Source organism: Clostridium sp. 19966 (genome assembly GCF_032335695.1).
Taxonomy (GTDB): domain Bacteria; phylum Bacillota; class Clostridia; order Clostridiales; family Clostridiaceae; genus JACTOJ01.
Genome location: NZ_JACTOJ010000024.1, coordinates 21262 through 45559 on the forward strand (window position 1 = coordinate 21262; position 24298 = coordinate 45559).

At 34.8% G+C, this 24298-nt stretch carries 23 protein-coding genes; 12 read left to right on the forward strand and 11 right to left on the reverse strand.

The window, feature by feature from the left end; translation table 11 throughout:
• Positions 1-186: 186 nt before the first annotated feature.
• From IAI10_RS19565 to IAI10_RS19590, 6 genes are read right to left on the reverse strand one after another with little or no spacing between them, the layout of a single operon-like run.
• A complete protein-coding gene (locus tag IAI10_RS19565) occupies positions 187-2205 on the reverse strand; it encodes a urocanate hydratase (RefSeq protein ID WP_315674994.1) in 2019 nt (672 codons plus the stop codon).
• Between the two features lie 33 nt (positions 2206-2238).
• The gene (hutH, locus tag IAI10_RS19570; RefSeq protein WP_315674995.1) at positions 2239-3768 is read right to left on the reverse strand and encodes a histidine ammonia-lyase; all 1530 of its coding nucleotides are present in this window, start codon (positions 3766-3768) and stop codon (positions 2239-2241) included.
• A 21-nt stretch (positions 3769-3789) separates the two neighbouring features.
• Entirely contained in the window at positions 3790-5034 is a 1245-nt protein-coding gene (gene hutI / locus IAI10_RS19575; RefSeq protein WP_315674996.1) for an imidazolonepropionase, read from the reverse strand.
• 2 nt (positions 5035-5036) lie between these two features.
• A complete protein-coding gene (locus tag IAI10_RS19580) occupies positions 5037-6365 on the reverse strand; it encodes an amidohydrolase (RefSeq protein WP_315674997.1) in 1329 nt (442 codons plus the stop codon).
• Positions 6366-6385: 20 nt separating this feature from the next.
• A complete protein-coding gene (locus IAI10_RS19585; protein ID WP_315674998.1) occupies positions 6386-7666 on the reverse strand; it encodes a M20 family metallo-hydrolase in 1281 nt (426 codons plus the stop codon).
• Between the two features lie 53 nt (positions 7667-7719).
• Positions 7720-8592, reverse strand: a complete 873-nt coding sequence (locus tag IAI10_RS19590; protein ID WP_315674999.1) for a MurR/RpiR family transcriptional regulator — start codon at positions 8590-8592, stop codon at positions 7720-7722.
• Positions 8593-8948: 356 nt separating this feature from the next.
• Here IAI10_RS19590 and IAI10_RS19595 point away from each other — a divergent pair, with 356 nt between their 5' ends.
• Entirely contained in the window at positions 8949-9353 is a 405-nt protein-coding gene (locus IAI10_RS19595; RefSeq protein ID WP_315675000.1) for a pyridoxamine 5'-phosphate oxidase family protein, read from the forward strand.
• A 124-nt stretch (positions 9354-9477) separates the two neighbouring features.
• On the opposite strand, the gene IAI10_RS19600 is transcribed toward IAI10_RS19595, so the two are convergent.
• Together IAI10_RS19600 and IAI10_RS19605 are read right to left on the reverse strand one after the other, a co-directional pair.
• Positions 9478-10824: a transglutaminase domain-containing protein gene (locus tag IAI10_RS19600; RefSeq protein WP_315675001.1), complete on the reverse strand. Its 1347-nt coding sequence runs from the start codon at positions 10822-10824 to the stop codon at positions 9478-9480.
• Complete coding sequence (locus tag IAI10_RS19605) at positions 10821-12071, reverse strand: ATP-binding protein (protein WP_315675002.1); 1251 nt, start codon at positions 12069-12071, stop codon at positions 10821-10823. The genes IAI10_RS19600 and IAI10_RS19605 overlap by 4 nt, the downstream gene beginning before the upstream one ends.
• Before the next feature lie 493 nt (positions 12072-12564).
• Here IAI10_RS19605 and IAI10_RS19610 point away from each other — a divergent pair, with 493 nt between their 5' ends.
• Both IAI10_RS19610 and IAI10_RS19615 read left to right on the forward strand, forming a co-directional pair.
• Entirely contained in the window at positions 12565-13263 is a 699-nt protein-coding gene (locus tag IAI10_RS19610) for an ABC transporter ATP-binding protein (RefSeq protein ID WP_315675003.1), read from the forward strand.
• Positions 13264-13265: 2 nt separating this feature from the next.
• A complete protein-coding gene (locus IAI10_RS19615; RefSeq protein WP_315675004.1) occupies positions 13266-14816 on the forward strand; it encodes a putative ABC exporter domain-containing protein in 1551 nt (516 codons plus the stop codon).
• Positions 14817-14849: 33 nt separating this feature from the next.
• On the opposite strand, the gene IAI10_RS19620 is transcribed toward IAI10_RS19615, so the two are convergent.
• A complete protein-coding gene (locus IAI10_RS19620) occupies positions 14850-15410 on the reverse strand; it encodes a WHG domain-containing protein (RefSeq protein WP_315675005.1) in 561 nt (186 codons plus the stop codon).
• A gap of 137 nt (positions 15411-15547) precedes the next feature.
• On the opposite strand from IAI10_RS19620, the gene IAI10_RS19625 reads away from it, so the two are divergent.
• Together IAI10_RS19625 and IAI10_RS19630 are read left to right on the forward strand one after the other, a co-directional pair.
• A complete protein-coding gene (locus IAI10_RS19625; protein WP_315675006.1) occupies positions 15548-16747 on the forward strand; it encodes a multidrug efflux MFS transporter in 1200 nt (399 codons plus the stop codon).
• A gap of 13 nt (positions 16748-16760) precedes the next feature.
• Positions 16761-17327 carry a hydrolase gene (locus tag IAI10_RS19630; protein ID WP_315675007.1) on the forward strand — a complete coding sequence of 189 codons (567 nt, stop codon included), beginning with the start codon at positions 16761-16763 and terminating at the stop codon, positions 17325-17327.
• A gap of 101 nt (positions 17328-17428) precedes the next feature.
• On the opposite strand, the gene IAI10_RS19635 is transcribed toward IAI10_RS19630, so the two are convergent.
• Positions 17429-17779 carry a winged helix-turn-helix transcriptional regulator gene (locus IAI10_RS19635; RefSeq protein ID WP_315675008.1) on the reverse strand — a complete coding sequence of 117 codons (351 nt, stop codon included), beginning with the start codon at positions 17777-17779 and terminating at the stop codon, positions 17429-17431.
• 124 nt (positions 17780-17903) lie between these two features.
• Between IAI10_RS19635 and IAI10_RS19640 the strand changes: the two genes are divergently transcribed.
• The 6 genes from IAI10_RS19640 to IAI10_RS19665 all read left to right on the forward strand — a co-directional run bounded on the left by IAI10_RS19640 (position 17904) and on the right by IAI10_RS19665 (position 22901).
• The gene (locus IAI10_RS19640; RefSeq protein WP_315675009.1) at positions 17904-18431 is read left to right on the forward strand and encodes a flavin reductase; all 528 of its coding nucleotides are present in this window, start codon (positions 17904-17906) and stop codon (positions 18429-18431) included.
• 55 nt (positions 18432-18486) lie between these two features.
• Positions 18487-19329: an aldo/keto reductase gene (locus tag IAI10_RS19645; protein WP_315675010.1), complete on the forward strand. Its 843-nt coding sequence runs from the start codon at positions 18487-18489 to the stop codon at positions 19327-19329.
• 175 nt (positions 19330-19504) lie between these two features.
• Entirely contained in the window at positions 19505-20185 is a 681-nt protein-coding gene (locus IAI10_RS19650) for a response regulator transcription factor (protein WP_315675011.1), read from the forward strand.
• A 92-nt stretch (positions 20186-20277) separates the two neighbouring features.
• On the forward strand, positions 20278-21201 hold the full coding sequence (locus tag IAI10_RS19655) for an ABC transporter ATP-binding protein (protein WP_315675012.1): 924 nt from the start codon (positions 20278-20280) through the stop codon (positions 21199-21201).
• Entirely contained in the window at positions 21194-21991 is a 798-nt protein-coding gene (locus tag IAI10_RS19660; RefSeq protein ID WP_315675013.1) for an ABC transporter permease, read from the forward strand. Before IAI10_RS19655 ends, IAI10_RS19660 begins: the two co-directional genes overlap by 8 nt.
• A gap of 10 nt (positions 21992-22001) precedes the next feature.
• Positions 22002-22901 (forward strand): HAMP domain-containing sensor histidine kinase, encoded by a 900-nt coding sequence (locus tag IAI10_RS19665; RefSeq protein ID WP_315675014.1) that lies wholly within the window; start codon positions 22002-22004, stop codon positions 22899-22901.
• Here the strand turns inward: IAI10_RS19665 and IAI10_RS19670 are convergent, their stop codons facing one another.
• The gene (locus tag IAI10_RS19670; RefSeq protein WP_315675015.1) at positions 22902-23639 is read right to left on the reverse strand and encodes an MBL fold metallo-hydrolase; all 738 of its coding nucleotides are present in this window, start codon (positions 23637-23639) and stop codon (positions 22902-22904) included. It lies immediately after the preceding gene.
• Positions 23640-23699: 60 nt separating this feature from the next.
• Here IAI10_RS19670 and IAI10_RS19675 point away from each other — a divergent pair, with 60 nt between their 5' ends.
• On the forward strand, positions 23700-24068 hold the full coding sequence (locus IAI10_RS19675) for a VOC family protein (RefSeq protein WP_315675016.1): 369 nt from the start codon (positions 23700-23702) through the stop codon (positions 24066-24068).
• Positions 24069-24298 lie beyond the last annotated feature (230 nt).

Genomic DNA, 24298 nt, shown 5'->3' on the forward strand with positions numbered 1-24298 from the left:
TTCCCTCCTAATAATTAAAATAAATAATAAATATAAGTGCATAAAACATATTTAAATAATACAATAATATTCTGGGTTTTGAAAAGGTAATTTTATGCTAAGCTATGTTTTAAAAGAATATTGATATAGCTAAAAAGCTTCTGCACAGACTTTTTTTGCTCTGCAGAAGCTTTCATATGCTATCTTTTACATAAATTTCTCTACGGTTTTTTCTATCAATTCATCATCAGCTATATAAGGTATTGAAATATGATTCTCAGCTCCATAGGTCTTATTGTACTCTGCAACGGTATCTATAGAATTCTCACACCTCGCCCAGCTTCTTCTGGAAACACCTATCATAGTATCCCATGGAATAGCTGTTCTAAGGATTTCATCCACGCGCTCTGAGCCATCAAGCACCATACCGAAGCCGCCATTTATGGATTTGCTGATTCCAACTCCTCCACCATTATGAAGGGCTACAAGGCTCATTCCTCTTGCTGCGTTACCCACATAGCAATGAACAGCCATGTCTGCAGTTACGTTACTTCCATCATAAATATTGGAGGTTTCACGGAAAGGAGAGTCAGTTCCGCCTGTATCATGATGGTCACGTCCAAGCATTACAGGCCCTATTTCTCCCTTTCTAACCATTTCGTTGAATCTTAAAGCTATGTCTCTTCTTCCTAGTGCATCCTGATATAATATACGGCACTGTGTTCCAACCACAAGCTTATTCTTTTCAGCGTCACGAATCCATATATAATTATCTCTATCTTGTCCTCTTCTGTTTGGATCTATAACCTCCATAGCCGCATGATCTGTCTTTCTTAAGTCTTCAGCATCACCGCTTAAACAGCACCAACGGAAAGGTCCATATCCATAGTCAAATAGCATAGGTCCCATAATATCTTCCACATAGGATGGGAATATAAAACCTTCACTGGTATCTACGCCGTTTTTAGCAATGTCCTTAGCACCTGCATCAAAAACTGCCTTCATGAAAGCATTACCATAGTCAAAGAAATAGGTTCCTCTATCCACTAAGGCCTTAATCAAATGGAAATGCTTAATTAAAGATTTATCTACTAATTCCTTAAAGGCATGCTTATCATTTTTAAGCATTTCTGTTCTCTGCTGAAAGGTTAGACCTTGAGGACAGTAGCCTCCATCATAAGGAACATGGCAGGAGGTTTGGTCTGATAATAATTCTATCAAAATATCATTGTCCACGGCATACTGAAGCAAGTCAACAATATTTCCATGATACGCGATAGATATAGTTTCCTTTTTCTCCATATATGCTTTTGCCATTTCAAAAGCTTCCTCAACACTATTTGTAACCTTGCTTACCCAGCCTTGAACGAGTCTGGTTTCTATTCTTGAATAATCAACCTCAGCCACTATTCCTACACCGCCGGCTATCTCTATAGCTTTTGGCTGAGCACCACTCATACCGCCAAGTCCAGAAGTAACAAATAAGTGTCCTGACAAATCCTTATCTGATGGAATTCCAAGCACCTTTCTTCCTGCATTTAAAAGAGTATTGAAGGTTCCATGCACAATACCCTGAGGTCCTATGTACATCCATCCTCCAGCAGTCATCTGTCCATAGCTTGAAACTCCCATAGCAGTAGCCTTTGCCCAATCCTCAGGGTTATCAAACATACCCACCATTAAACCGTTAGTAATTATAACTCTAGGACTAGTTTTGCTAGATTTAAAAAGTCCCATAGGATGACCTGACATCATCACAAGAGTCTGCTCGTCAGTTAATTCTTCCAAATACTTCTTAATCAGCTGATACTGCATCCAGTTCTGACACACTTGTCCTGTTTCCCCATAGGTAACTAGCTCATAAGGGTAAAGTGCCACCTCATGATTTAAATTATTATCAATCATTACTTGAAAGGCTTTCCCTTCTATACACTTTCCCTTATACTCTTCTATTGGCTTTCCATAGATTCTTTCCTTTGGCATAAAGCGATAGCCATAGATACGGCCTCTAGTCATAAGCTCCTCTAGAAATTCTGGTGCCAAAGCTTCATGTAATTCTTCCGGTACATAACGAAGAGCATTTTTAAGAGCCAGTTTTATTTCTCTCTTGTTTAAGGTAAGCTCTCTCTTTGGTGCTCTGCGGACACCTTCAGCAAATACAGGATACTCTGGCAATGTGCTGCTAAGCTTAATGGTCATGGCTTCATTAATACTTTTATTATTCATCACTTTTCTCCTCTCAGATCACAAGATTCATAATTAAAATTTAATTTCTCCTACAATATCCTCTACTCTCTTTACTATGGATGCATCTTTTATAATTGCATCACATTTTTCTATATCATCATAAAGAGGTCTGTCCTCCGTAAGCATTGGTACCATTTCTCTTACTAATTTATAAGCTTCTTTAGTTCCTTTTCCCATTCCCTTATCTCCGCGAAGATCAATAGCCTGACAGGCACACATTAATTCCATGGCTAATATACGACGTACATGCTCCAGGATAGTTTTTGATTTTCTTGCAGCTATAGTTCCCATACTTACATGATCCTCTTGATTTGCTGAGGATGGTATGCTGTCTACGCTGGCCGGATGAGATAATATCTTATTCTCTGAAACCAAGGAAGCAGCTGCATACTGAACTATCATATATCCTGAATTAACCCCGCCCTTTTCGATAAGGAAGCTGGAAAGACCGCTTAGTGCAGAGTTTACCATACGCTCTATTCTTCTCTCAGATATATTTCCAAGCTCTGAAAGTGCTATGCAAAGGAAATCAAATGCAAGTGCCATTGGCTGACCGTGGAAGTTTCCACCAGATATACCTTCATTATTATCTGGAAAAATAATTGGATTATCTGTTACTGAATTTATTTCAATTTCAACTTTTTCTTTTACGTAATTTATAGCATCCTTACTGGCACCATGCACCTGAGGTGTGCAGCGAAGTGAATAAGCATCCTGAACACGAATTTCCCCTTGTTTTGTTGTGTTTTTGCTGCCTTCTAATAAATCAAGAATGATTCTTGCAGAATCCATCTGCCCCTTGTGAGGACGAACATCATGAAGTCTGTGATCAAGGGCATCAACAATTCCATTATGTGCCTCAAAGCTTAAGGATACGGCAATGTCCGAGGTCTTCACAATATTTAAAGCATCATATACTGTAAGTGCTCCAACTGCAGTCATAGCCTGAGTTCCGTTTATAAGTGCAAGACCTTCTTTAGCAGAAAGCTCTACCACTGAAATTCCTGCCTTCCCCATAGCCTCAGCGCCAAAATATTCCACTCCCTTATATTCTGCTTTTCCCATACCTATCATAGGAAGTACCATATGAGCTAAAGGCACTAAATCTCCGCTGGCTCCAAGTGAACCTTTTTCAGGAATGATAGGAGTCACTCCCTTATTAAGCATATCTATCATAGTATGAATAGTTTCAAGCCTTATACCTGAATATCCCTTTGCCAGATTGTTTATTCTTAAAAGCATTATTCCTCTAGCTACTTCTCTTGGGAAAGCTGCCCCAGCTCCAACTGCATGAGAAATTATAAGATTTCTCTGAAGCTTCTTACATTCGTCTGCTGAAATTACCGTGTCACAGAACTTTCCAAAGCCAGTGGTAACTCCATATACCACCTTGCCTTCAGCTATTAAATCTTCAACTATCTTTCTTGAAACAAGTACTTTTTCCTTTGCTTCCTCTGATAATCTAACTCTGATATCTTCTCTACAGACCTTTGCAACCTCTTCTAATGTTAAATCGTTACCTGTTATTATAACTTCCTTCATTATGAACTCCTCCACCTTATGTTAATAAATGATTGTTCCTTTTTTCATCACATGTTCCACTTGATTTATTGCTGTATTATAAACCAAGAAGCCATAATCTTCTGTTTTTAGAAATAGAATGTCAGCTTGCTTTCCTGCTTCTATGCTGCCAAGCTTATCAGACCTTCCTATAGCCGCAGCGCCATTTAAGGTTAAAGCTGTAATAGTTTCTTCTAAAGTAAGCTTCATATGAAGCACTGACAAAGCAAAAACTAAAGGTATTGAATTAGTAAAACAGCTTCCTGGATTAAAATCACTGGCTAAAGCAACTGCGCATCCCTCATCTATCATTTTTCTTCCTGCAGCATAGGGATGCTTCAAACAAAAAGCTGTGCAAGGCAATAATGTAGCTATAGTATCTGAAGCAGCCAAAACCTTTATATCCCTATCAGAAGCCATAAGCAGATGGTCTGCTGAAAAAGCACCTAATTCTGCACCAAGTCCGGCGCCGCCAAGAGTAGACATTTCATCCGCATGAATTTTTATCTTAAAGCCAAGCTTTTTTGCAGCTTGAAGCAGCTTTCTTGACTGCTCTAAAGAAAATACTCCTTCTTCACAGAACACATCGCAGAATTCTGCCAGATTTTTTTTCTTAATCACAGGCAATATCTTTTCTATTATTTCCTCTATATATTTATCTCCAGCTCCTAAATATTCCTTAGGAACAGCATGGGCTCCCAAATAGGTTATGGCAATATCCATAGGATGCTCCTTATTGAGTCTTTGAAGCACCCTGAGCTGCTTAAGCTCTGTAGCTAAATCAAGCCCATATCCGCTTTTGCCTTCCACGGTAGTTATTCCCATAGAAAGCATATCCTGAAGGCGGCTGCAGCCATCCGCATACAGTTCTTCCTCTGTACTGCTTTTAGTACTTACTACAGTACTTTGAATTCCTCCTCCTGCCTTCAATATATCCAGGTAAGGCTTACCGTTTATACGATCCATAAACTCCTGACTGCGGAAGCCTCCAAAGATAAAATGAGTATGAGAATCTACAAATCCAGGGAGGATGCATTTTGCTGAAGCATCTATAACCTCGTCTTCAGCTTCCAGCTTGTGAGCTTTTAAAACTTCCTCCGTAGTACCTGTCATGATTATAGTTTCATCTTCTATATATACAGCGGCATCCTCAAGTATGGTTAGCTTGCTCATATCTTTGCCTCGCAGTGCCTTAGTGCCTATGGGAGATACCATCTGAGCTGCATGAATAATAAATTTTCTTTTCATTGCTAGTTCTCCACTTCCTCCATAATCTTATTAACGAGCTCTATTATCTTTTCCTCTGATACTGTAAGGAGCTTTCCGTCATCAACAGTAAGCTTTCCATCCACTACCACCTTTTTGATGCAGTGAGGCTGCATAGCATAAACTAGATTTGGAAGCAGCTGTTCCTTTGACTTTGAAATAGGCTGCATGGATAGATCTTTTATAGTTACTCCGATAAAGTCCGCTTTCTTACCTTCTTCAATTTCTCCTACTGAAAGCTGAAGTATCTCTGCTCCCTGCTTAGTTCCCATGTCAAAAGCCTGTTTATAATTAACGCACATAGCATCACAGGTGTTAACCTTCTGCAATAGCGAAGCCATACGCATTTCTTCAAAAACACTGTTACGGTTATTTCCACAGGCACCATCTGAACCGAGCCCTATATTTACCCCTGCCTTCATCATTGCTGGAAGGTCTGTTATACCATCTGCCAAGAACATGTTGCTGGATGGACAATAGGCAAGGCTTACCTTTCTTTCTCCCATAAGCTGAATTTCAGAAGGCTTAAGATATACGCCATGTATGATAACCATATGCTCATCTACCACTCCAAGCTTATCAAGAGCTTCTATAGTAGTAAGACCATTGTGTGCTGCCTTACATTCTTCCACTTCAAAAGGTTCCTCCGCCACATGGATATGGAATCTGCAGCCAAGCTCCTTGGCAAGAGCATGACCTGCCTGAATCATCTCAGGAGTTGCTGCATGAAGGCTGTGAGGTGCTGGAATTACAGTTACCATATCAGAATCTTTATACTTATTAGCAAGATATCTCGTATTGCTTACAGCCTCTTCTATACTTTCCTGATATCCCTCTGGAGCACCCTTCCAGTCATACATGGTTCTGGCAAGCACTAATCTAATTCCTATATCCTCTGCTGCCTTTATTATCATTTCATCACTTTCCAAGCCGAAATTATGAAGATAGAAAAAGTCACTTACAGTAGTTACTCCATATTTCATCATTTCTCCGAAGGCAAACAAAGCTCCTCCGTATATATGCTCCTTTTTAAATCTAGGAGAATATTTATATAGAGCCTCATCTCTCCATTCTAAAAAGGGTCTGTCACAGGATAGTCCTCTTAAAAGGCTCTGAAAACAATGGTTGTGCAAATTAACTGCACCTGGTACCAAAAGCATATCCTCCCACTGATTTATCTCTGCAGCTGGATATTTTTGCATTAAATCTTTTTTTAAAGCCACTTTTACAATTGACCCATTTTCCACAGCCACAGCCATGTCTTCCTTAAATTCTTCCTGGTGGTACAAATACTTTGGACAATATAGTATCATTACGTATCCCTCCTATAATTCTAATCAAGCTCTTTATCTAGTATTAAAACTGCTTCTAGCAAGGCGTTACCTGCTTTTTCTATATCTTCAATATTAGTAAATTCCTCTGGACAATGACTTTTTCCATCTATACTCTTTACAAAAAGCATACCTGTCCTTGTTATATCTGACATATGCACAGAATCGTGACCTGCCATGCTCACTAATTCCATAAATTCTTCATTTATTGCTTCACTTGCTTTCTTCAAGGCGTTTATTACAGTCTCATCAAAGGTTACCTCCGGCTGATTAAGTATTACTTCTCTTTGAAGCTCAACTTCTCTCTTTCTGATGATTTCTTCCACGCACTGAGTAAGCTTATTTATTATATCTTCCTTTATATCACTATTAGGTGTTCTTATTTCTACAATTAAATTAGCCTCTCCTGGAATGATATTTGCTGAATTTGGTTCTATATTAAACCAACCTATAGTTCCTACCACATCTGGTCTGTTAAAACTTTTTATTATCTTTTCAAAGGCAAGACAAAGCTCTGAAGCTGCCATAAGTGCATCATGTCTGAACTCCATTTTAGTGGTACCTGCATGATTGGATTCCCCTTTTACCTTTACCTTTTCTCTATATATACCTGTAACCTTATTAACAACTGCAAGGGATAAGCCTTTATCAAACAGATTTCTTCCCTGCTCTATGTGGCACTCTATAAATGCGCTCAAATCGCCTTCATTAAGAAGTCTATTTTCCAGCTTCTCCACATCTCCTCCCACAAATTTAATGGCATCCTCAAGTTTTTCTTTGGTGTTAACATCAAAAGCCTCCTTAAGCTGCTTTTTAGTTACCTTTCCCACAGAAACCCTGCTTCCCATAGTGGATATGTTAAAAGGGTTAGGCTCTTCTGCGGAGAAGGAAACTATGGCTAAAGGATGTCTTAAGCTTAAACCCTCCTCTTTAATTCTTTTGAGCACCTCTGATGCAAGAAGTATGCCTAAAGCTCCATCAAACCTGCCTCCATTTTTTACGCTGTCATGATGGGAACCTAATACTATAGGCTTTAAGGCCTCACTGCCCTGAAGCCTTACCCATAAATTTGCAATAGGATCAATGTAAGCTTCAGCTCCTAACTCCTTTTTCCACATTTCTATTAACCATTTTCTCGCATGAAAATCAGCTTCAGACCCAAAATTTCTATCTATACCACCATTTTGATTTTTGCCAAACTCTGCTAAAGCCTGCAAATTATTTTCTAATCTTTTTTTGTTTACCTTTATATTTAAAGCCTTAGCCTCATCCTTATACTGCATAAAAAAATTACCTCACTTCTTAAAACTATTTTGCACTGTTTTAAAACATCTCTTTAGTGCGATGCAGATTTATAATATATGTTTTTAGTTTTTTCATATTCCTCAAGTTTATCCAATCTATCATCAAGCCCATCTATCTTCTTAGCTACATCCCTAAGCAGCAAATTAAAGAAAAGCATTGGAGTGCTGTAAATATCAAAAATAGAGGAACTGGTTAAAGGAATATCTATGACAGGCTTGCCCAAATTAAATAAAGGTGAAGTTATTCTGTCTGTTACTCCAGCGATAGAAAAGCCACTTGCTTTAAGCTCCTTAAGCTTTTCAAGTAGATTATTAGGATACCTTGGAAACATTATAGTCAATATTTGTACTTCCTTAGGATTTTTCAAATGCAAAGTGTCCCATTTCTGACTATCTGGAGTGATGCATTCTACTTTATCCCTTATTTTATTTAATATATAAGCTATATGAGGAAGCAGAGTGGCCGACATTCTAGAAGAAAGCAAAATTATTTCCTTAGCTTCCAGAATCCTGTCCACCATACTTCCATAAGCAGATGAACTTAAAATAGCCTCTAACTGCTTCATGTTGTTGTATTCCATATCAATAATTTCAGAAATACTGTTGCTGTCATGAAGGGTATATTGCAGTCTTTGAGGGGCAGTGATCTCTTCCCTTACAAAAACCTGAAGACTCCTTAAAAAATCATTATAGCCCCTATACCCTAAGGAGTTACAAAACCTAGTTACACTTCCCTGGCTCACATCTGCTGAAGCTGCTATTTCTCCTGCAGTCATAAATATAATCTCCGTAAGATTGTTTTCAATAAAGCATCCAAGCTTTTTATATACTGTAGACTCCTGAGAACTGAAGGATAGTCTTTGCTTTAATTCATCAAAGGTTTTTATTTCCAATTTATCGTTCATATATTCAACTCCAAATATAAATTGATGGTTTCATTCATTTTAAATAAATAATTGATAATTTCATCAAAACATACAACTATATTAAGGTTAAACTCAAGCTTTTTTTCATAATTAATTAAACTTAGAACTTTTTTATTAATTTATCAATATATAACTTTATTTAGACGTTAAAATTATCAATATAGCAATAATATATATCAATATTGGATATATGTTAATGTTATTAAATTCACAGCTCATAATTGTAACTTTCAGGTTACTATACCACTTTAAAGTGCTTACTTTACAATATATACCTATAAAACTATGATATTTACAGGGCCCAATAATAAATTTTAGTTCTCGGAGGTTATATTATGTTTGATTATGCATCAATATTAAAAGAAAATCCTAATGGAGTTTTAGCTACAATAAATGAAGGAAAATTAGCAACTCGTGTTTTTCAATATCTTTTTAACGACGGAGACAAGGTGTATTTCTGCACAAATAGTCAAAAGCCAGTTTACAAGCAGCTTACCGAAAATCCTGCTGCTTCTTTCTGCACTTATCCTAAAAATTTTACTCCTGTAGTATCCGTAAACGGAAAAGTAGTTTTTGTAGAAGATCTAGCTTTGAAGACTCGTGCTTTAGAAGAAAACCCAGGTATAAATAATATTTATAAAAATCCTGAAAATCCTATTTTTAAAATTTTCTATATAGATACTGAAGAGGTTGAAACCTTCTCTTTCACAGAAGGACCAAAGACTTATACCATAAAATAAGGATATGCTTTAAAAGGCTGTTGATTTTACTATAAATAATATCTACAGCTTAAAACATATTCTTCACAACTCATAGAGCAAAAGAAAAAGCTGCTGTAAAAACGGCAGCCTATCTTTTATTAACTTATTTATAGCTCAAGCTTATTGCCATAACATTAGTGTTGTCATCATAGGAATAGCTATAGGGTTCATTGGCGTTAATTAATTTATATAAGCTTGGATTACTTTTCAATACATCATTTACTGTATTAGTATTATACTTATTCTTATCAAAGGTTTCAGTTTTTAATATTATTGGAGAAACCTTATTTTGAATTTGATTTGCTAAAAGCTTCTTGTAAGCTTCTGTACTATTTACATAAAGTCCGTTATATATAAAATAATCTGCTGCAGTGGACTGGCATCCGGGAAAGTTCCGTTGATCCCAAGAGTGATTCTTAGAAATTTCCTTGTCTGTTAAATTAAAATAGTTGTAGTCTAAATAGTCCTTGTCAGCAACTGGGTCATCGAAGGTGGCATCAAGATGATAGTATTTTCCGTTTATTTTAACTATATTCCATTCGTGCAGAGCATCATCAGCTTGTCCTTTAACTAAAATATTTTCTATACCTGCTGCATTAAGAAGCCTATACATAGTTTCAGCATATCCTTCACATACAGCTTTTTTGTTAAACAGCACCCCATAAGCAGTAAACGTATCTGGATTACCATCAAGATTACTTAAGGCTGCCTGATCATATCTTGTATTATTAACCACATAGTCGTGAAGCATTTTTTCTTTCTGAAAATCATTCATACCAGGCTTTATGAGCTGTGCCACTATTTTGCTAACCTTGTCTTTTACTTGACTTATCTGAGCTTTAAAGGTATCCTTCCCTTGCTTATACTTAATATAAATCATAAAATTATTTAAAAACACATTTTCACTTACTTCTGATATATAACCGCCGTAACCGTAATACTCAACTGCGTTTATAGCCATTTTCTCCATAGCATTTTTATCTATAGTTTTTGATTTTATTGAAATTGTATCCTCTCCATTTTCTAAAGCATTTTTCACTGAATTATATACATCCTCCTGACTTTCAGCGGTGGTGGTTTTTACATTGCTCACACTATCATTGCTTTTTTCGGTAGTAACGCTTCCATTTTGTATATCTGAAACACCTTTATTAGCAGTGCTGGTATCCGTTGCTTCCACTGTAGTGCCGCTTTTGGCATCTGGAAGGGTCTTCTCTAAATCAGCTATATCTTTATCTGTAAGCCCAAGCTCTAATAAAGACTGCCTTATTTTTTCATCCTTTAAATCCTGCTTTGAAAGGTTTAATTTGCTTACAGTTTGCATTGCTTTTGCCTTATCCTCAGTTTTACTTCCAACTAAGCTGCAGCCGGATAAAGTTAACGAAGATAAAATTAGTAGAGAAACTATAGGAACATAAAATTTTTTTAGGCCCAATTTATTTTTTCTCACTTTACACCTCTTCCCAATAAAAAATTTATAAATTGTCTTGCCGTCCTTCCCGATTTTCCATTATGCCACATCTGCCATTTTAAAGCCTCTGCTTTAAGTTCATCCTTATCCATATCTATATTATTTTTTTCCGCTAGTCCAAATACTATGTCTAAATATTCATTTTGATTAGGAGCTGAATAAATTATTGTTACTCCAAATCTATCCACTAAAGAAAGCTTCTCCTGCATTGCTTCGTTAATGCTTATATCTCCGATGTTTCCTTCTCTATCCTTCCAATTTTCCTTTATAATATGCCTTCTATTAGTGGTAGCATATATTAAAACATTTGATGGCTTAAGCTCCAATCCACCTTCCATAACAGACTTAAGATACTTATAGTCTGTCTCAAAATCCTCAAAGGATAAATCATCCATAAAAATTATAAAGTTAAGTCCTCTTCCTCTTATACAATCTACAATATCGTTAAACAAGCTTAATTGATGCCTGCTTATTTCTATTACCCTTAAACCTGAAGAATAGTATTCGTTTATAAGTGCTTTTATAGAGGAAGATTTTCCCGTACCTCTATCCCCATAAAGAAGAACATTATTAGCTGGATAGCCTTTTATAAAGGCTTCTGTATTTGACATAAGCTCCTTCTTCTGCTGGTCACAGCCTATGATATCATCAAAGGTTATTGTGTCCATATTATATATGCCTATAAGCTTCTTGTTTGTGTCGTATCTAAAAGCCTTATACCTATTTAATATGCCGCTTCCGTTCTCATAGTAAAATTTTACCATAAAATCGGCTATTTGTTCATCATTTTCAAAACTTTCAAAGGCTGCTTTTATTTTATTTAATATTCCATCGCTTTTTGCTCCTTTATAGCTGTAAATACAGGAGTTTATTTCTTCATCTAAAAAATCTATTTCTGTGTCATATAGCTGCTTTATTAATGTTAAATCTCTTAAGCCCATCTTATAAAGAGATGTTTCCTTTGTCAATTCACCTTTTTCGCAGGCTAATGAAAATGGATTTTCGTCTGCTATTAACAAATTTACTATATGGCTTTTCCACAAATTATCATCATAATTATTTGTATCTGACTCCATCAAAAGCTCACTGCATATTTGATTACCTAAAGCCCTTAATTCCTCCTGCTTCTTCTGGAGTTTTAAATCTATTGCATTAAGCATAAGCTTTACTATATTATTCTCCAGCATATCTTTATATATTATCATATTTAGATAGTTCTTCCCCATTCTATTACCCCCCAAGTCATCAATATGTTTGTTTTTATTGGTTATATTTTATCACAAATATTTTAAATTTTCGCTCTATTTTTGTGGATAACTTAAATTTAAAGAAAGGTTATCCACATTTTGTGTACATTTTGTTGATAACTTGTGGATAAGCCTATGTTTTTTGCACATTTTTTATATATTTTTGTGAATTGTTTATTTTAAGTATAAGTACATATTTTATAAAAAATTAATTATATCATTTAATTTCATAAAACTTGGACACTTTTATGCTGAACAATAAGTATATAATTATATAAACCACTACGTGGAGGTCCCCCCGAAACGTAGTTTAGAAATGTAGAAATTTTTAATTATTTCTACATTCTTTTTTTGTCCAAACAAACTTTGTATAAATGGCAATTATTAAGCTCAAATTTACATATTATGCTTGTACATACTTTAATGCCATAATATACTTATAATAGAATTTTATTTAATGGGGGTTTTGGAGATGTTAGTGGTTTCAAATTTAACAAAAGTATACAACAAAACTGCTGCTGTAAACAATGTGAGTTTTTCTGTAGCAAATGGAGAAATAGCAGTAATTTTAGGACCAAACGGTGCTGGAAAAAGTACAACTATAAAATGTATAGCTGGTCTTCTAAAATATAATGGAGAAATAGCTATAGATTCATATCTAAATAAGACTTTACAAGCAAAAAAGATATTTTCCTATGTTCCGGAAGTCCCAGCCCTATATGATCTTTTGACCGTTCAGGAACATGTAGAATTCATAGCTAGAACCTATGATATTCATGATTACCAAGAAAAAATGGATAAGCTATTTGAAAGATTTGATTTAGATGACAAAAGAGACAAATTAGGCAAAGACTTATCAAAGGGAATGCAGCAAAAGGTAAGCATATGCTGCGGCCTTATAACTAACCCTAAGGTTATATTGTTTGATGAACCTATGATAGGACTTGACCCTAAGGCTATTAAAGAATTAAAAACTGTTTTTACAGAATTAAAAAATGAAGGTTGTTCATTAATGATAAGCACTCATATTATTGACAGTGTAGACGAGTTATGGGATAAAGCTCTGATTATGAAGGATGGAGAAATAGTATTTCAAAGGACCAGAGAAGAGCTGGCAGAAAAAAATGAATCTCTTGAGCAAATATTCTTTGAGGTAACGGAGGGCATATAAAAATGAGGGGTCTTTCCTATTTAATCAAAAGAAATATAATAAACAGCCTTAAAGAATTAAAAAAGCATCCTGCAAAGCTTATACTTTATGTGGCTATAGTAGCTTTGCTCATATTTTCAGTGGCAGCAGGTTCTCATTCTAATAAAACTAATATTCTAAAGAAGAGCAATTCATTATTTCATGCCATCGCTCTAGGCTTTGTTGTTTTCATGATGTATACCAGCGCTTCCCAAGGTAAGAAAAATGGTGCCTCTTTCTTTAAGCTAAGTGACGTAAATTTTCTGTTCACCGCACCTATAAGGCCTCAGGCTATTCTTATATACGGTTTTGTGAAACAGCTCTACGTGAGCTTTATATTTATATTTTTCTTGCTCTTTCAAATTCCTAATTTATATAACTTTTTTAATATTAAATCCTATGGAGCTATTTTTATATTTATAGGAATTTTTATACTTGTGTTTGTTTCTTCTATAATATCCGTAATAACTTATTCTGTGGCTAGTATATCTCCTAAGCATAGAAAAGCTGTGGATTTAACTCTTTATGGACTTATAACACTTGCAGCTTTAGGCTTTTTATATCAGCTTCTATTTTACAAGGATATATACTCTGCTGTAATAGTATATTTAAATTTAGATTTTACAGATTACATACCAGTAATAGGCTGGATAATGAAAATACTAATGACTGGGTTTTATGGTTTTTCTATAAGTACCTTGCTTTATATAGCTTTATGCTTAGCCTTTTCTGTACTTATGTGCTTTGTTTTATATAAAATCAATATGGATTATTACGAAGACGCCATAGCTGCTACTGAAAGAAGGGAGGCTATACTTGCAAAATCTAAGCAGGGTCTATACTCCATGAGCAGCACAAAGAAAAATGTTAAAAAAGTTAAGAATGGATTTGTAAGCTTCGGTGCAAAAGCCATTTTAGATAAATGCTTGTTAGAAGCAAAAAAAGAAGGCATTTTATTCGTAGATAAAAGAACTTTTTTATTTCTTATAAGCTCTGGAATATTTTCTTTGTTCTCTAAAGGCATAGGAGTCACAGGAATATTTTATTTTTCTGTGTATCTGCTTTTAATATTCTCCATTCAATCCAAATGGAATATGGAGCTTAAAAGACATTATGTTTATCTGATGCCTCAAAAATCTTCTTCTATTATTTTTTATTCTACTGTTACAGACCATATTAAAAATCTAGTAGATGGACTCGCTATATTTTTAGTTTGCGGAATACTACTAAAGGCAAATCCTATAACCATAATTTTATGTACTATCTGCTATGCCAGCTTTGGATCTGTATACTTATATGCAGACATGCTTCTTAGAAGAATTTTTGGCGTTAAGATAAGCCCGGTTATAGAACCCATATTAAAAATCTTTATTTTTATTCTTATAGTAGTCCCTGGAATAGTGGTTGGATTGTTAGTTAGCGTATCTTCAGCTCAAATGCTGAGCTATTTGATAATGATAGCTTACAACTGTATTATAGATATCATCTGTATATTACTATCAAGAAAGCTATTTGAAAATATTGAAATGAGATAAATATATTATAATAACGTGCTTTACTGCACGTTATTATTTTTTGGAAAGAGACATAATAAAATCATCTATCATAAATTTAAAGCTATCCTCTAAACTAGCTTCTCCCTTAAAATATCCCGCAAAGCTTAAAGATACAAAACCATGAAGCAAGCTTCTTAAAGCTCTGCTTTTATGAATTAAATAAGTTTGGTCCTTTATGTAAAACTCCAAAATTTTGTGAATTATACTAGTAGTTTCCTTAGCAAGCTTATATAATTCCTCATCTTCCATGCTTGGAATATTTACAAACAAGCTATAAGCAGTCCTATTTTTAAAAGCAAATTCCCTGTAGGTATTGGCAAATTCTCTTACCGCTGCTTCTCCGCTCTTTCCAATCAATCCCTGCATCAATTTTAAATTTAAATCATTTAAAAGAAATATAGTCATCTCTCTTTTAAGATTATCCATGTTATCAAAATGATTATATAAAGAAGGATATTTTATATCTAGTTTTTCTGCAATTTTAGGGAATGTAACTTGGTTAAGACCAATTTCATCAGCCAGCAAAAAAGCTACCTGAATAATTTTTTCCTTGGTCAAATTTCGTTTCTGCATGTATAATCCACTCCTTAGTTTAAGGCTATGCAAATAGTTTAACATTATAAAGCTTTTTTATCAAACTATAAATTATAGTTTACAAACTATTTTTTATAGTTTATTATTATAGTATAAAGTAAAGGACGTGATAAATTATGACTTTATGGAAAAGAAACTTAATATTTTGCTGGTTTGGCATGTTCGTAACAGGCATTGGAATGAGCCAGATTGCTCCAGTGCTTCCTCTCTATATTAAACATCTTGGAGTAAATAGCACTGGGGCAATCACTGAATTCTCCGGAATCGCCTTCGGTGTTACCTTCATTGTTTCGGCTATCTTTTCTCCTATTTGGGGAAGTGCAGCTGATAAAATTGGAAGAAAGCCAATGCTTTTAAGAGCCAGTCTTGGTATGTCTATAGTTATATTTTTTATGGGTTTTGCTCAAAATGTATATATACTAATAGCGCTAAGAATGCTTCAAGGTGCTATAACAGGTTACGGCACGGCTTGCACTACGCTGATTGCTACTCAAACTGATAAGGAGCATGCTGGATATGCTCTTGGCACCCTTTCAACCGCTAATATTGCAGGTTCGCTTTTAGGACCAACTATAGGCGGTTTTATAAGTGAAAACTTCGGTATGCAGAATGTATTTTTTATAACTGGGGCACTAATGATGATTGCCTTTATTACCACTCTTATATTTGTTAAGGAATCCTTTGTAAGAGAAAATAAAGAGACGCTGAATATTAAACAGGTATGGGACGCAGTTCCTGAGAAAAGCTTAACCATCACCTTATTTGTGACCTTTTTTATATTGACAGTAGCTTTATATACCGTAGAACCCATAGTCACAGTATATATCTCTCAGCTATCTAAAAACTCAAGCCATGTGGCACTGTTAGCTGGAATAACCTTTTCGGCTTCAGGCTTAGCCAATATATTGGCTGCTCCAAGGCTTGGAAAGCTTTCTGATAAAATAGGAGCTCACAAAGTAATATTATTTTCACTTACAGCAGCAGGAATAATTTTTATACCTCAAGCTTTTGTAACCAGTCCCTGGCAGCTGATGCTTCTAAGATTCCTGTTAGGTCTGACCTCTGCTGGACTTACGCCTTCCGTTAATATACTGGTAAAGAAAATAACCCCATCTAATCTTACAGGAAGAGTTTTTGGTTTCAATATGTCCGCTGGATATCTAGGGGTATTTGCAGGTTCAGTGCTTGGCGGGCAGGTGGCTGCTTTGCTAGGCATAAGATATGTGTTCTTTATAACAAGCGCACTGCTTTTAATAAATGCAGCCTGGGTTTATTTCAAAGCTTATAAAGTAATTAATCATAAACAAGCTATTTAAAGGAGGAATTAAAATGGATTTTATTAATGCAGAAAAAACAGCTCTTGTAGTCATTGATCTACAGAAAGGAATTGTAAACACGCCTGGTGCACCCTATACTAGTGCTCAGGTTATCGAAAAGGCTGCCAGCTTAGTTAATGCTTTTACAGAAAAGGGAGCCTTCGTAGCTCTAGTAAGAGTTTCTACTCTAGACGGAAAAGACATGGTTAAGCCAGAAACTGACCTAAAGGCTAATGCTAAATCATTCCCAGCAGGCTGGGATGATTTAGTTCCTGAAATAGCAAACACTAAAAACGCTCATGTCATTACTAAAAGGCAGTGGGGCGCTTTCTATGGCACTGATTTAGACCTTCAGCTTCGCCGCAGAGGTATAGACACCATTGTTCTATGCGGTATTTCCACTTCTATAGGTGTGGACACCACAGCAAGGGAAGCTTACCAGCATGGATATAATCAATTTTTTGTTGAGGACGCCATGACTGCATCCTTTAAAGAAGAACAGGATTTTGTTTGTAAATATATCTTCCCTAGAATGGGTAAAATAAGGTCAACTGAAGAAATTCTTGCAGCAATGAAATAAAGGCAAAAAAGTTACCCTTTGTACCACTCCATTAAATAATATTTTTAAACAAAACTAATGAGCAGCAGTAATGTCTGCTCTCTTTTAGTGTATACTCATACTTATGACGTTGCCTTTTCATTGCAGCTGTCACAGTTTAAATTTTCTTTTCCCCAGTTGCACATCCCTCTTAAAATAGGCATGAGAGATATTCCTTTTTTAGACAAAGAATATTCAACCTTAGGAGGGATTTGACTATATTCTTTACGAAGTATAATATTATCTGCTTCTAATTCCTTAAGTTGACTGCTCAGCATCTTATGAGTGATTCCTTTAATAGATTTTTTTAATTCCCCATAACGCATAACTTCACATTTCCAAAGCCAGAACATTATGATTATTTTCCACTTGCCGCCAATTATAGACAATGTGTATTCAATAGGCTCTGAATCTACTACTACCTTCTTATCCATACTATTACTTTCCTTTCCGTTAGTATCTTACATAAAAGTGCATACTGTATTTATTAATACACATATTATATCATAAAATATATAAATGATTTTCAAAGTGATTGTTAAGAATGGAGGAGATACTATGCCAAATTTTAAAGAAATCAAACCTGAGGAATTAAATAAAAGTCCCTTTCAAATTATCGGTAGTGATTGGATGACCATTACAGCTGAAAAAGACAACAAAATAAACACCATGACTGCATCTTGGGGTGGCTTAGGTGTTATGTGGGGAAAAAATGTAGCATTCATTACTATAAGGCCTACTCGTTATACCAAGGAATTTGTTGATGGTTCGGATACTTTTTCCTTAACATTTTTTGATGGAAAATTCAAAAAAGAATTAGCTTATATAGGCAATGTATCCGGAAGAGATGAAGACAAAATAGCAAAAACTAATTTAACAGTTCAGCATTCTGATAATACCCCTTACTTTGAAGAAGGGTCTATAGCGATTATATGTAAGAAACTATATGCTCAAAAATTTGAACCTGAATTATTCCTAGATAGTAGTTTAGATGAAAAATGGTATCCAGAAAAAGATTACCATACCATGTATATAGCAGAAGTTAAAAAGGTTCTTATAAAAGAAGGAATGTTTAAATCAGTGTAAAAATCAACACTGATTTAAACAGGACCTAAAAGAGCAATAAGAGAGAGGGTTTATTATGTCTAACAATATTTCAGAAATAGTACTAAATGATGGATTAAAAATACCGTCAATCGGCTTTGGAACTTATACTTTAAATGGATCAGAAGGCGTAAAAAGCATAAAAAATGCCATTGATTTAGGTTATAGATTGATTGATACCGCTTTTAACTATGAAAATGAAGGTGCTGTAGGAGAGGCTGTTAAACAAAGCTCTGTTTCAAGAGATCAGCTAATCATTACCTCTAAGCTGCCAGGACGTCATCATGCTTACAAGGAAGCCTTGAAAACTATTGAAGAATCCCTATACAGAGCAGGCTTAGATTACTACGACTTATACCTTATTCATTGGCCAAATCCAAGAGTAAATCTATATGTTGAAGCATGGCAGGCTTTTATAGAAGCTCAAAAGAGAGGCTTAATAAAATCTATAGGCGTATGTAACTTTTTACCTGAACATATGGAAAGATTGGAAAAAGAAACTGGTATACTGCCAAGTCTAAATCAGATAGAGCTTCATCCTTATTTTAACCAAGAAGCTCAACTTGCTTGGCACAAAGAGCACAATATTGCCACAGAATCCTGGAGCCCTCTTGGAAGAGGCAATGATTTATTATCAAACGAAAAAATAGCTCACATAGCAAAAGCTCACAATAAATCTATCTCTCAAGTTATTTTACGTTGGCATGTACAGCTTGGAGCTATTCCAATTCCAAAAGCATCTTCCATAGAGCATCAGCGTGATAACTTAAATATATTTGATTTTGAATTATCTGCAGAAGAAATGAATATTATTTCTAGCTTTTCAAAGGCAGCTGGCAGAATAAATAATCAGGATCCTAGTGTATACGAAGAATTTTAAAATTAATTTCCAAAGGAATATAAAATTTTAAATATTATAAAGGAGATAGTTATCTTATGTAACTTCTCCTTTTTATTTTCTATTATTTTCAATAATATTATAAAAAGGTGATATATGTTATAATTTTATTTAATGTAATACGAAAATTCGAAGTAAATATCTAGGGGGAATATTCATGAAAACCATTCTCGTGGTTGAAGACAGCAAGGATGTGAATCTAATGCTAGCTGAGGCCTTAACGGACGCAGGCTATAGAATAAAATCTGCTTACACAGGCATAGAGGGTATCAATGAAATCAAAAATAATAAGTATGATTTAATTTTATTGGATATTATGCTTCCCTATAAAAGCGGAGATGAAATTCTAAAGGAAATCAGAGGATTTTGTGAAACCCCGGTTATCATTATTTCCGCCAAGGATATGGTCAGCACAAAAATAGATTTTCTTAAACTTGGGGCAGATGATTATATTACTAAGCCCTTTGATTTAGGTGAAGTTACTGCAAGAGTAGAAGCTAATTTAAGACGATTTAGAAGCCAGTTAAAGGAAAGCAATACCCTTAATTATAAAGACATGCTCCTTTATGAAGCTGCGAAGCGTGTCACCGTGAATAATTATGAAATTGACCTCACTGCTAAAGAATATTTAATTTTAGAACTATTAATTAAAAATAAAGGTAAGGTTTTTACCAAAGCTAATCTATATGAATCCATATGGCAAGAAGAATATCTTGGTGATGACAACGCTGTAAAAACACATATAAGCAACCTAAGAAACAAGCTTAAAAAGGTAAATCCAAAGGAGGATTACATAGAGACAGTTTGGGGCTTAGGCTACAGATTATTCAAGGAATAATTATCCCTTTCTCCACACTTTCTATTTAATTCTTAACCTTTTCTAAACCTTTAGCTCCTATACTGGTATCAAGAAAGGAAAGGTGAGCAAAAATGAAAGAATATGTTTTAAAAACGGATAAGCTTACCAAAAGCTATAATGGTGTTACTGCTTTAAATAACCTATCTGTATCCTTAGAAGCTGGTAAAATTTACGGCTTAATAGGGCAAAACGGCGCAGGAAAATCTACATTTATGAAGCTTATCACAGGCCTTTGTTTCCCTAGCAGCGGCAGTATAGAGCTATTTGGTCACAATGATAAAAAATCCCTTCAATTAGAAAGAAAGAGACTTGGTTCTATGATTGAATATCCTAGCGTGGTTTCTACTATGACTGCAAAAGAAAATATTAAACTTCACAGAATTATGAAAGGTATACCGGATGAATCCATTGAGGAGGAGTTATTAAAGCTTGTTGGTCTTTCTGATACTGGAAAAAAGAAGGCAAAGAATTTTTCTCTTGGCATGAAGCAGCGTTTAGGCATCGCTGTTGCTCTTATAGGAAATCCTGAACTTCTTATTCTTGATGAACCTATAAATGGACTTGATCCCATAGGTGTAGTGGAGATAAGAAACCTTATTAAAAAACTATGTGAAGAAAAACACATGACAATACTAATTTCAAGTCACAATCTACCTGAAATGTACCAAACCGCTACAGATTATATTATCATCCATAAAGGAGAAATAAAGCAGGCGTTAACGCTTTCTGAACTTGAAGAATGCTGCAAGCATCATATCTTAATAAGCTGCCAGCAGCCTGAAAAATTAGCTAGTGTCCTAGAACTTAAATTAAATACGCAAAACTACAAGGTTATGCCAGACAAAACCATTAAACTCTACGATTATTTAAATGAAAAGGAACGAGTATCGAAGGTCCTTTTTGAAAATAATATTGTGGTTACAAACCTTTCAGTAGCTGGTGACACTCTTGAGGACTACTTCGTTTCTATTGTAGGAGGTAATAAAAATGTATAATCTAATTTGGGCGGATTTATATAAATTGCGTAAATCAGCAGCAATGAAAATATTATTTGCAATTATGGTCTTTACCTCAATTGGCATGGCAATATTGTCCTATTTTATACCTAAAGGACAAATTGATTCCAACATGTCTGGTATTTGCTTTCTGCTGGCAGATGCAGATATGATAAGTATTATTGGCTCCTTAGCAGCAGGAATTTTTATCTGTGGAGACTTCGAAAACAGAATCATTCATGATGCTATTGCAAATGGCTCCAGCCGTGCTCAGATTATTTTCAGTAAAGCACTTGTATTTCTTTTCACTTCCACCTTGTTGCTGCTCCCCTACGCTATAGTGACTATTGTAACTATATTAACAGGAGATAAATTTAGTGTTAGCTCTGCTTCTGTGGGCTTTCTTCACTTCATAGCTTCAGATAGTGGTAAATCTTTGGCAGCAGGGCAGCTATGGAAGCTTATAGCTGTTGTAATAACTTTACTAGTGGTGTACGCTGCTCAAATAAGTATTTGCGTCCCTCTTGTTTTAGGGGTTAAAAAACCAGTGATTGTTTTAGCAATCTATTATGCTTTTACAATCTTTTGTGCTCAGCTTGGAGCATTAAGTACTAGCTCTAAAGCCTTTAACCTTATTTCCTCTTGGATACCCTATGGCGGAAACTATTCTCTTATCACCTTAAATACAAGTCCAGGCTATATTTTGCAGACTCTGGCTGTAAGTTTAATATTTATTTTTGTAATGCTGTCTCTTACCTATTTTATATTTAGAAAAGCAGAAATTAAGTAATGAAAGGTTTGTGAAAAGTTTGAATATAATTGTTGTTGTTTTAAGTATTATAAGCATCTTGTCCATTTTTTATATTATATTTTTGCAGCAGCAATTACGCAGCATTAATCTTCAATTAGGCAAGAGATTAAAAGAGCATACCCGTCAGCCCATTAGCTTGGAAATGATTAATAAAGAGCTCACTTCTTTGGCCGTTAATATAAACAACTGTCTTAAGGCGGAGGAAAAACTCCGTCTTGATGTGCTTCGTGAAGAAAAGCACTTTAAAGAAATGATTGCAAACATATCCCACGACCTTCGTACACCTCTTACCGCCATAAAAGGCTATCAACAGCTGATAGAAAAAGAACCTCTTTCAAAGCAGCAGCAAAGCAAGCTAAAAATTGCTAAAAAACATGTAGATGAGCTAGGCAGCCTCATAGAGCATTTTTTTGAATATACCTATCTTTTAAATGTGGATGATATTTTAAAGCCAGAAAAAATCAATCTTACCAATCTTATAGCAGAATGCATAGCAGCTTCTGTTGAACTTTTTGAAGAAAAGCAAATTGAGGCAGACTTCTCCCAGACTTCGCCTGTATTTGTGTTCTGTGACAAAGAAGCTGCCACAAGGATTATACAAAATCTCATAAGAAATTGTGTTCAGCACTCTAAAAGTAATATAAAAATACAGATTTCAGCCACTGAAAATGCTGTCATATCCTTTAAGAATTCAGTAAATAATCCCTCAGATATTGATGTTACCAAACTTTTTGACCGTTTTTATACCGGCGATAAAGCCAGAAGTAAAAGTACAGGTCTTGGGCTATCCATTGTACAGCTTTTAGCACAACAGATGGGTGGCAGTACCAGCGCAGCCTTGCAGAAGGATATACTTGAAATCTGCGTTGAACTGCCACTATATAATTAATTACAAAAGCCTTTCCCCTCTTTTATCAAAGGTTATTATCTCTGTGTCAGTATTACTAATTTTTTCTTTAAATCTATTGGTAGTGTTATAATCATCCCAAAGATGCATAGGAATAAAAATCTCAGGCTTTGTTTTTTCAATAAAGTACTCTCCTCCTAGGCTATAATTATCCTTAAGCCTTGGATCTACAGGGAAAAACGCTATATCTAGCTTCTCATTTTCCTCGGCAATTTTTAATACCTCTTTTTTAAACTTTCCTGCCATCTGTTTCTTCTCTTCCTCTGTATCATCCCACCAGTACCACCAATTCAAGTCACCAGCATGAAAAATATTTATTCCGTCCGCATTTACCATAAAGGACCTCCCAGCATCTGTTGATCCATATCCTTTTATGGTCAAACCTTCAAGTTGAAGTTCCTCATAAAGTTTTATATAATGAACTCCCTCATAACGATATTTGCGCCTTATATCATTGCTGAGCACATATTCTATATCCTGTCTTTTTCCTCTCCAGTTCATTATGATTGGATTGAAATGATCTGGATGTATATGTGAAGAAAATACTATTATTTTTTTATCTATGCTTAATTCTTTATCTCCTATGCAGCCATTTTCTAAGCTCTTTTCACCATTATCCGGCTCATCCTTGTAGTAGTCAAATATTAAAAAGTAGTTCTTAGTCTCTACAGAAAATCCGCTGTGATATAGATAATTAATCTTTACATCAAAATTTTTCATACATAATCCTCCTGTTCATATGCTATAATTTTATTATAACTTTAAGGAGGTAAAATTAAAATGAATTTTAAATTTGATCACAATAATATAAATGTTTTAAATTTAGAAAAAAGCTTAAAATTCTACGAAGAAGCCCTTGGTCTTAAGGAAGTTAGACGAAAAGAAGCTTCTGATGGAAGCTTTATACTTGTATACTTAGGGGATGGCTCCTCTCAGCATCAATTAGAGCTAACTTGGCTTAGAGATAGAAAAGAGCCTTATGAATTAGGAGATAATGAATCTCATATCGCTTTTAAAGTAGATGATTACAAAGCCGCTCATAAGCATCATGAAGAAATGGGCTGCATATGCTTTGAAAATCCAGGCATGGGAATCTACTTTATAAATGACCCTGATGATTATTGGCTAGAAGTAATACCAACAAGATAAAAATCTAATGAAAATTTAATGTTTTTATAAGGCAGCATATATTTTTAATGCTGCTTTTTTCATTTTCATGAAAAACCCTATCACTTATATTTTATTATCAATTGATAATCCATAACATTCAGAATATTAATTGACACAATAGTTTTTATAATATATAATCTTTTATAATCACTTTTCAAATGATAATGCATATACTATATAGATGTAATTTTTAAGTATATTTTATTCAG

Coding starts and splice junctions, on each gene's coding strand:
- IAI10_RS19565 (WP_315674994.1), bottom strand. CDS start 2,205: ATGAATAATAAAAGTATTAATGAAGCCATGACCATTAAGCTTAGCAGC.
- IAI10_RS19630 (WP_315675007.1), top strand. CDS start 16,761: ATGGATTTTATTAATGCAGAAAAAACAGCTCTTGTAGTCATTGATCTA.
- IAI10_RS19610 (WP_315675003.1), top strand. CDS start 12,565: ATGTTAGTGGTTTCAAATTTAACAAAAGTATACAACAAAACTGCTGCT.
- IAI10_RS19615 (WP_315675004.1), top strand. CDS start 13,266: ATGAGGGGTCTTTCCTATTTAATCAAAAGAAATATAATAAACAGCCTT.
- IAI10_RS19625 (WP_315675006.1), top strand. CDS start 15,548: ATGACTTTATGGAAAAGAAACTTAATATTTTGCTGGTTTGGCATGTTC.
- IAI10_RS19620 (WP_315675005.1), bottom strand. CDS start 15,410: ATGCAGAAACGAAATTTGACCAAGGAAAAAATTATTCAGGTAGCTTTT.
- IAI10_RS19675 (WP_315675016.1), top strand. CDS start 23,700: ATGAATTTTAAATTTGATCACAATAATATAAATGTTTTAAATTTAGAA.
- IAI10_RS19585 (WP_315674998.1), bottom strand. CDS start 7,666: ATGCAGTATAAGGATGAGGCTAAGGCTTTAAATATAAAGGTAAACAAA.
- IAI10_RS19655 (WP_315675012.1), top strand. CDS start 20,278: ATGAAAGAATATGTTTTAAAAACGGATAAGCTTACCAAAAGCTATAAT.
- IAI10_RS19640 (WP_315675009.1), top strand. CDS start 17,904: ATGCCAAATTTTAAAGAAATCAAACCTGAGGAATTAAATAAAAGTCCC.
- IAI10_RS19670 (WP_315675015.1), bottom strand. CDS start 23,639: ATGAAAAATTTTGATGTAAAGATTAATTATCTATATCACAGCGGATTT.
- hutH (WP_315674995.1), bottom strand. CDS start 3,768: ATGAAGGAAGTTATAATAACAGGTAACGATTTAACATTAGAAGAGGTT.
- IAI10_RS19645 (WP_315675010.1), top strand. CDS start 18,487: ATGTCTAACAATATTTCAGAAATAGTACTAAATGATGGATTAAAAATA.
- IAI10_RS19650 (WP_315675011.1), top strand. CDS start 19,505: ATGAAAACCATTCTCGTGGTTGAAGACAGCAAGGATGTGAATCTAATG.
- IAI10_RS19660 (WP_315675013.1), top strand. CDS start 21,194: ATGTATAATCTAATTTGGGCGGATTTATATAAATTGCGTAAATCAGCA.
- hutI (WP_315674996.1), bottom strand. CDS start 5,034: ATGAAAAGAAAATTTATTATTCATGCAGCTCAGATGGTATCTCCCATA.
- IAI10_RS19605 (WP_315675002.1), bottom strand. CDS start 12,071: ATGGGGAAGAACTATCTAAATATGATAATATATAAAGATATGCTGGAG.
- IAI10_RS19580 (WP_315674997.1), bottom strand. CDS start 6,365: ATGATACTATATTGTCCAAAGTATTTGTACCACCAGGAAGAATTTAAG.
- IAI10_RS19635 (WP_315675008.1), bottom strand. CDS start 17,779: ATGGATAAGAAGGTAGTAGTAGATTCAGAGCCTATTGAATACACATTG.
- IAI10_RS19590 (WP_315674999.1), bottom strand. CDS start 8,592: ATGAACGATAAATTGGAAATAAAAACCTTTGATGAATTAAAGCAAAGA.
- IAI10_RS19595 (WP_315675000.1), top strand. CDS start 8,949: ATGTTTGATTATGCATCAATATTAAAAGAAAATCCTAATGGAGTTTTA.